Raw genomic sequence first — 1,554 nt, 5'->3', positions numbered from 1 at the left:
GCTCGCGCGCACGGCCTATACATGGAGCTTGCCTTCCAGCTTCAGTGCGCCGCTGATGTGGTACGCGGTGCTTGCGGGCTCGAGCTGCCACAGGAACCACTGGCGCGTCTGCGCGTGGGATAGCGCAAGGGTGTCGGCGCGCTGTGTTGTCGTCAGTACGGGAATTGCCGGCGCTTGCGAAGCGTGATCGATCCTGATGGCATGGGCGATACGCGACAGGCTCTGGTGTTCAAAAACCTGTCGGGGATTCAGTTGCACGCCGGCCCTGGCAGCGCGCGCCGCCACCTTGAGGCTGAGGATGGAGTCGCCGCCGAGTTCGAAGAAGTTGTCGTTGCGGCCCACGCGGGCGACGCCCAGCACCTCGACCCAGATGGCTGCGAGCGCTTGTTCGACTTCGCCCTCCGGTGCTTCATACGCCCTATCGCTCGTGAACTCCGGTGCTGGCAGTGCCTTGCGGTCTACCTTGCCGTTGGCGTTCAGTGGCAGTGCATCGAGCACCACGATGACGCTGGGCACCATGTAGTCGGGCAGTGCTTCTGCGAGGCGCTCTCGCAGCGTGGCGGTATCGACTCCTTGCCCTGAGACGTAGCCCACGAGCCTCGCTCCTGCCGGGCCTTCGTTGGCAACGACCACCGCTTCGCGCACTTCGGGCTGCGCCTGCAACTGCGCCTCGATCTCCCCCAGCTCGATGCGGAAGCCCCGCACCTTCACCTGGTGGTCGATGCGGCCCAGGTACTCCAGCTGCCCCTCGGCGTTCCAGCGCACCAGGTCGCCCGTGCGGTACAGCCGCTGACCGTCTTTCGCCGCAATGAAGCGCTCGGACGTCAGGCCCGCGCGCTGGAAGTAGCCGCGCGCCAGGCCGATACCGCCCAGGAACAGTTCGCCTGGCACACCTACCGGTGTCGGGTTCAGGAATCCGTCCAGCACGTGGAGCGTTGTGGCCGCAATCGGTCCGCCGATGCGAGGCCTGCCGCGAACCTCGACCGCCGTCGACCAGATGGTCGTTTCGGTGGGGCCGTACATGTTCCAGAGCTCGACACCGATCGCCCGCAGGTCTTCTGCAAGGTCCTCCTGCAGCGCTTCTCCACCGCACAGGCCCTTGAAGTTCGCAAGCCGGCCACCATTCCATCCGGTGGCCCGCAAAAGCCGCCAGCCCGCGGGCGTGGACTGAAGCACCGTGGCGCCGCAGTCATCCATCAGTTTCCCGAGCGCACTGCCGCTTCGCACCACATCCCTCGATGCCAGCACGAGGCGCGCGCCGCTGAGCAACGGCAGATACAGCTCCAGGGCCGCGATGTCGAACGACAGGGACGTGACCGCGACCAGCACGTCGTCCTGCGTCATGCCGGGTGCGTCTTTCATGCTCAGCATGAAGTGGCTGAGCGACAGGTGCCGCACCATCACGCCCTTCGGTTTTCCCGTGGAGCCGGAGGTGTAGATGACGTAGGCCAGGTTCTCGCCGCCGAGCGCGACCTGCGGGTCCGCATCGGAATGGCCACCGGTGTCCAGCGTGTCCAGCGCCAGCACCTGCAGCGCCTCGGTGCCCGGCACCAG

1 protein-coding gene is annotated in these 1,554 nt (G+C 66.4%); it reads right to left on the bottom strand.

What is annotated here, in order from left to right; translation table 11 throughout:
* Positions 1–15 precede the first annotated feature (15 nt).
* The coding region (locus tag ACSFA3_RS22840; protein WP_435507744.1) for an AMP-binding protein at positions 16–1,554 on the bottom strand (1,539 nt) is incomplete at its 5' end.

Source organism: Variovorax glucosi (assembly GCF_051216695.1).
Taxonomy (GTDB): Bacteria; Pseudomonadota; Gammaproteobacteria; order Burkholderiales; family Burkholderiaceae_C; genus Variovorax.
This window is presented reverse-complemented; position numbering and strand designations above follow the sequence as displayed.